Here is a 5,353-nt window from a genome sequence, read left to right as displayed (position 1 = left end):
ACCAAATGATGGCTGACCGCGTAGTTTGGCTTTTTTAATTTCAAAATCGCCAGGCAGTACAGCACCAACAACAGCAACGGCAACTTTAAGACCTAAACGACAGTTTTTAGCACCACAAACAATATCGATTAATTCATCTTCGCCGATATTGATTTTGGTCACTTGTAATTTATCTGCATCCGGGTGTTGGCCACATTCAACCACTTCACCCACTAATACTTTTGTAAACTCACCAGCAACCGCGTCTACATCATCAACTTCAAGACCGGCCATAGTAATTTGATGTACTAATTCATCTCGTGTAATTTCCGGGTTAACCCACTCTCGTAACCAAGCTTCACTAAATTTCATTATTTTAACCCTTACTTAAATTGCTTGAGGAAACGAAGATCGTTTTCAAAGAAAGAACGTAAATCATTTACGCCGTAACGTAACATTGTTAAACGCTCAACACCCATACCGAATGCAAAGCCTGAATATTTATCAGGATCAACACCCATTGAACGTAAAACTGTCGGGTGAACCATGCCGCAGCCTAAAACTTCTAACCAACCGTTTTTACCTAACACATCTACTTCAGCAGAAGGCTCTGTAAACGGGAAGTAAGATGGGCGGAAACGCACCTCTAGATCTTCTTCAAAGAAGTTATGTAAAAAGTCATGCAAAATACCTTTAAGCTGTGTAAAGCTTACATTCTCTGCAATCATCAAACCTTCTACCTGATGAAACATTGGAGTGTGTGTCTGGTCGTAATCGTTACGGTAAACACGTCCTGGAGAGATAATACGCACAGGTGGATTTTCTTTTTCCATAGTACGGATCTGTACACCAGATGTCTGCGTACGTAATACTAACTCTGGATTAAAGTAGAAGGTATCGTGATCGGCACGCGCCGGGTGATGCGGTGGAATATTTAACGCATCAAAGTTATGGTAAGCATCTTCAACTTCAGGACCATTTTTAACTTCAAAGCCTAATTCACCAAAAAAACCAAGAATACGGTCAATAGTACGTGTCACCGGGTGAACGCCACCTAATTGTGCGCCACGACCTGGCAATGTTACATCGATTGTTTCTCGAGCCAATTTGGCATTTAGAACTTCTGCTTCCATCGCTTGTTTACGCGCGACTAAAACAGCTTGAATCGCTTGCTTTGCTTTATTAATCATCTGGCCTGCAGCTGGTTTTTCTGCTGGAGGAAGCTTACCTAAGCCTTTCATCTGCTCAGTCATCAGACCTTTCTTGCCTAAATACTGTAGACGAATCTGCTCTAATTCATTGCCATCTTTGGCATTTTCTATCTGTTGTTGCGCATTAGCAACTATGTCATCAAGGTGCTGCATTGATTTATCTCTACCTAAAGCAAGTGATTAAAAAATATAAGGGCGCAATTTTACGCAAATCAGAGAGATATGGCTAGTGCTGAGATGAAATGAGCTGGTGTAAATGAGTGGAAAAACGAGAATTATCAGGAATAAATTAACTCTCGTTGATTACAACTAATAAATAAGCTGTTTTTTTGATATTGGCAGAGCAGTTGTTGCAGTTATCTTACAATCCATTTTTGCTCAATTAATAATGTATCGCCAGAAAATATTCGCCCAGTAAATTGATCATTCAGAAAAACCTTCCCCACCCCTTTTGGGGTACCCGTCATCAAAATATCGCCATCTTCAAAACTCATAAATGATGCAACTTCTTCAATGATTTGCTGAGGCTTATAAATCATCAAATCAAAATCCGCCTGCTGAACTAAAATATCATTGATATATAGTTGCAGGGACAAATCTTCAAGCTTGCCTGAAAAACTTACAAACTCACTATATACGGCTGATTTATCAAATGCTTTTGCTCGCTCCCAGGGCAAACCCCGGCTTTTTAATTTTGACTGCAGGTCTCGTTTAGTGAGATCTAATCCAAAACCAACAGCACTAATTTTTTCGCTTTCAATAATAAATGAGATTTCCCCTTCATAATGAATCGATTCATCGGGATCACTAAAAATATCACAGCTGATAGCAGAATTAGGTTTAACAAAAATAACCGCCTGATCAGGCATCTCATTATTTAACTCTTTAATATGCTCAACATAATTACGGCCGACACAAACCACTTTAGAGGTCGAAATTAACTTTCCATTTACAATAATCTTCTTCAAACTCATCAACCTAGTTATTTTTTGTTATCACATCGGTAAAACACGATTCCGCCCTAAACGCTTAGCTTGATATAAATAGTCATCCGCTCGGGTGATAAAACTGCTTAACGACTCACCATTTTCAAATTCAGCCACCCCAAAAGAACAGGTGATATTTTTAATCGTTTCTGCACTACGTTTATCTTTTAAGCTCAGCTTTTCAATTAACTTGCGCAGTGTTTCTGCAAAGTGACGGGCAATTCTCAAGTTACTCTTGGGTAGCAAAATAACAAACTCTTCACCACCAAAACGATACGCTGTCGCACCTCCTCGCATGCTGTCATTTATTTTCCTTCCTACCGCTTTTAAAACCTGATCGCCTAACAGATGTCCCCACTGCTCATTAAAATTTTTGAAATAATCAATATCAGCCATTATTAAACATAAACCCGGACTGTCATTATTCAAAAACGACGAAAGCTCTGCATCAAAAGCATGGCGGTTTAATAACCCCGTTAAAGAATCATATAAGGCTTGTTTTTGACTTTTTTGAAGCTGTACTTTTAATGACGCAATTTCATCTTTCGCGGTAGCTAAACTTTGACTAAAAAACTGCGTTGAACGCTGCATATTTTTTGAATCGCTTTCAAGCTTTTTAAGCAATACCAATACATCTTCTACTGAACAACCATCTTCTTCAACACGATGGATATCGACAAATGTTTTATCAAAGGCTTCCTGAAATTGAGTGGTATCACTGTTTGTATCTGTTAACGACTGATCCAATTGGATCAGCATTTTTTCGATACATTGCCTCACATCCCAAGTGCTGGATTCGCTTTTATCAGCAACAAATTCCCGATATAAAGATTCAGCTTGGATCGGCGGGCAAACATTATAATTGGCAATTAAATTGTCTAATTTTGCATTTAATTCAGGAATATCATTAGAAACATAGCTATACCACAATGCGTAATTTAATGGCGTTGTCGGCACATGGTATTTCATCATTAAAGGCACAGCTTTTTTTAAATTAGCTGCTGATTTAATAATCAAATCTTTATTCATAATAATTATCCTACCCACTAATGTTATCTGTTTCTATAAAAGGTTAGTGTCAGCATAGCGTGGATAAAATCGCTTTGATAACATTTCTTCAATATACATTGATCTAAGGCCAAAAATTAAACTTTTGTTGCATTTACTTCATCCGTTAAAGCAAGTACCCTTGCGCGCTTCGTTAAATATGAATTATATAATTCCTTTAACTACTCAGATTTAAAATACGTTTTCAAGGTGGAAAAAGTGACCAGCAAAGTAATAACAGAAATGACGACCGAAGTGACGACAAAAAAATCGCATAACCTCACAACCATACTGACTTTTATTGTTCCCTCATTAATTGGTCTTTTGCTGTTTATGACACCTGTTAGTTATCAAGGTGCCATTACCATTCCGATAGCAATCGTTGCTAAAGGCTTACAAAACTTACTTGCAGACTCTTTAACAGCAATTATCACAGGTATCGTAGTCTTTACCGCCTTAGTGACAGTTATAAATAAGCTGGCAAAAATACAGTTAATTCAAGACAATAAATTTTTAAACTCCCTGTTAGACGTATCGCCTATGTGGTTTGTGATTCGTCTTCTCGGTGCTGTTTTTATTGTAATGACCTTTTCCGGTTTAGGTCCGGAGGCGATTCATTCAGCAAACACTGGCGCATTAGTTTTAAATGACTTATTACCGGTTTTATTTTGTGTGTTTGTTTTTGCCGGGATGTTACTACCACTGTTATTAAATTTTGGCCTGCTGGAGTTATTCGGCACTTTATTAACTAAGGTTATGCGTCCTATCTTTAATCTACCAGGTCGTAGCGCTATTGACTGTATGGCATCTTGGTTAGGTGACGGTAGTGTCGGTATCTTAATGACTAGCAAACAATATGAGTCTCGTTTCTATACACAACGAGAAGCTGCTGTAATTGGTACAACTTTCTCTGCCGTTTCGATCACTTTCTCATTGGTAGTCATTTCACAGGTAAAATTAGAACATCTATTTTTACCTTTTTATCTGGCTGTTTGTGTTGCCGGTGTGGTAGCTGCGATCATTGTGCCTAAATTACCTCCGCTTTGTTGGAAAAAAAATAAATATATCGATCAAAGTGATCAATGTGTCGATGATGAATTAACACCTGCCGGTCATAATGTGTTTTCATGGGGACTAGAGCAGGCTTTAAACAAAGCATTAAAGGCATCAGGTTTTAAAGAAACTCTCAAAGATGGCTTTAAAAATGTTATTGATATGGTATTTGGGGTTATTCCAGTAGTGATGGCGATTGGTACTCTGGCACTGATTGTTGCAGAATACACGCCTGTTTTCGAATATTTAGGTTACCCGTTTATTCCTCTTCTCGAGTGGTTACAAATTCCAGAAGCTGCTGAAGCGTCAAAAACTATTGTAGTTGGTTTTGCCGATATGTTTATTCCCTCAATTTTAGCGACCTCTATTGAATCGGATATGACTCGTTTTGTTATTGCCGCTATGTCAGTTACACAATTGATTTACATGAGTGAAGTTGGGGCATTGCTACTGGGCAGTAAAATACCGGTTAATATTGCAGAGTTATTTGTTATTTTCATTTTACGTACATTAGTAACATTACCTGTAATAGCCGGTATTGCGCACCTGATTTTTTAAACGTTGTTACGAAGGAAGTATAATGGATATCGCGATTTACCTGCATGCGCTAACGGCACTCTTTGTTATTATCGATCCAATTGGTGCTGCACTTATCTTTAATTCATTAACAGGTAATAGTGATAAAAAGCACCGCACCATAATGGCCATCAAATCCGTTCTGATAAGTGGGGCGACTCTGATTTTATTTGGTAATTATGGTGAAGCGTTATTTTCGCATTTAGGCATTAATATTAACTCGCTACGTATTTCTGGTGGTTTATTACTGTTTTATACGGCGTTCCATATGATAACTAAAGAGATGGAGTTCTCTGTATCCGACAAAGAGACTGATATCTCCGTATTTCCAATGTCAATTCCTCTGCTCGCAGGACCCGGCACCTTAACACTTGCTATTCTGCTATTTTCACACACATCTGAAGCAGCAGGTACGATTGCTGTTTCAATTGCTATTATCAGCATATTAGCTTTAACCTTGTTATTGATGCTGCTTTCTAAATACTTGAAAAAGATTATTGG

Annotated in this window: 5 protein-coding genes and 1 pseudogene; 2 read left to right on the top strand and 4 right to left on the bottom strand. The window is 38.0% G+C overall.

Annotated features, from left to right (window positions below; translation table 11 throughout):
• From pheT to AC4GME_RS16925, 4 genes and pseudogenes are all read right to left on the bottom strand, one after another.
• Positions 1-351, bottom strand: a pseudogene (gene pheT / locus AC4GME_RS16940) (phenylalanine--tRNA ligase subunit beta); the annotation flags it as partial.
• Positions 352-362: 11 nt separating this feature from the next.
• A complete protein-coding gene (gene pheS, locus AC4GME_RS16935; RefSeq protein WP_490376306.1) occupies positions 363-1,343 on the bottom strand; it encodes a phenylalanine--tRNA ligase subunit alpha in 981 nt (326 codons plus the stop codon).
• 203 nt (positions 1,344-1,546) lie between these two features.
• Positions 1,547-2,164, bottom strand: coding sequence for a fumarylacetoacetate hydrolase family protein (locus AC4GME_RS16930; RefSeq protein WP_490379848.1), 618 nt, complete (start codon positions 2,162-2,164; stop codon positions 1,547-1,549).
• A 21-nt stretch (positions 2,165-2,185) separates the two neighbouring features.
• Positions 2,186-3,205 (bottom strand): GGDEF domain-containing protein, encoded by a 1,020-nt coding sequence (locus AC4GME_RS16925; protein ID WP_490379847.1) that lies wholly within the window; start codon positions 3,203-3,205, stop codon positions 2,186-2,188.
• A 261-nt stretch (positions 3,206-3,466) separates the two neighbouring features.
• Between AC4GME_RS16925 and AC4GME_RS16920 the strand changes: the two genes are divergently transcribed.
• Both AC4GME_RS16920 and AC4GME_RS16915 read left to right on the top strand, forming a co-directional pair.
• Positions 3,467-4,834 carry a YjiH family protein gene (locus AC4GME_RS16920; protein ID WP_490376317.1) on the top strand — a complete coding sequence of 456 codons (1,368 nt, stop codon included), beginning with the start codon at positions 3,467-3,469 and terminating at the stop codon, positions 4,832-4,834.
• A gap of 22 nt (positions 4,835-4,856) precedes the next feature.
• On the top strand, positions 4,857-5,353 hold a 497-nt coding region (locus AC4GME_RS16915; RefSeq protein WP_490379846.1), incomplete at its 3' end, for a MarC family protein.

This window comes from Psychromonas sp., from assembly GCF_983033635.1.
This window is presented reverse-complemented; position numbering and strand designations above follow the sequence as displayed.

Bases quoted from the DNA above. Each gene is read 5' to 3' on its own strand.
- AC4GME_RS16920 (WP_490376317.1), top strand. From the start codon at position 3,467: ATGACGACCGAAGTGACGACAAAAAAATCGCATAACCTCACAACCATA.
- pheS (WP_490376306.1), bottom strand. From the start codon at position 1,343: ATGCAGCACCTTGATGACATAGTTGCTAATGCGCAACAACAGATAGAA.
- AC4GME_RS16925 (WP_490379847.1), bottom strand. From the start codon at position 3,205: ATGAATAAAGATTTGATTATTAAATCAGCAGCTAATTTAAAAAAAGCT.
- AC4GME_RS16930 (WP_490379848.1), bottom strand. From the start codon at position 2,164: ATGAGTTTGAAGAAGATTATTGTAAATGGAAAGTTAATTTCGACCTCT.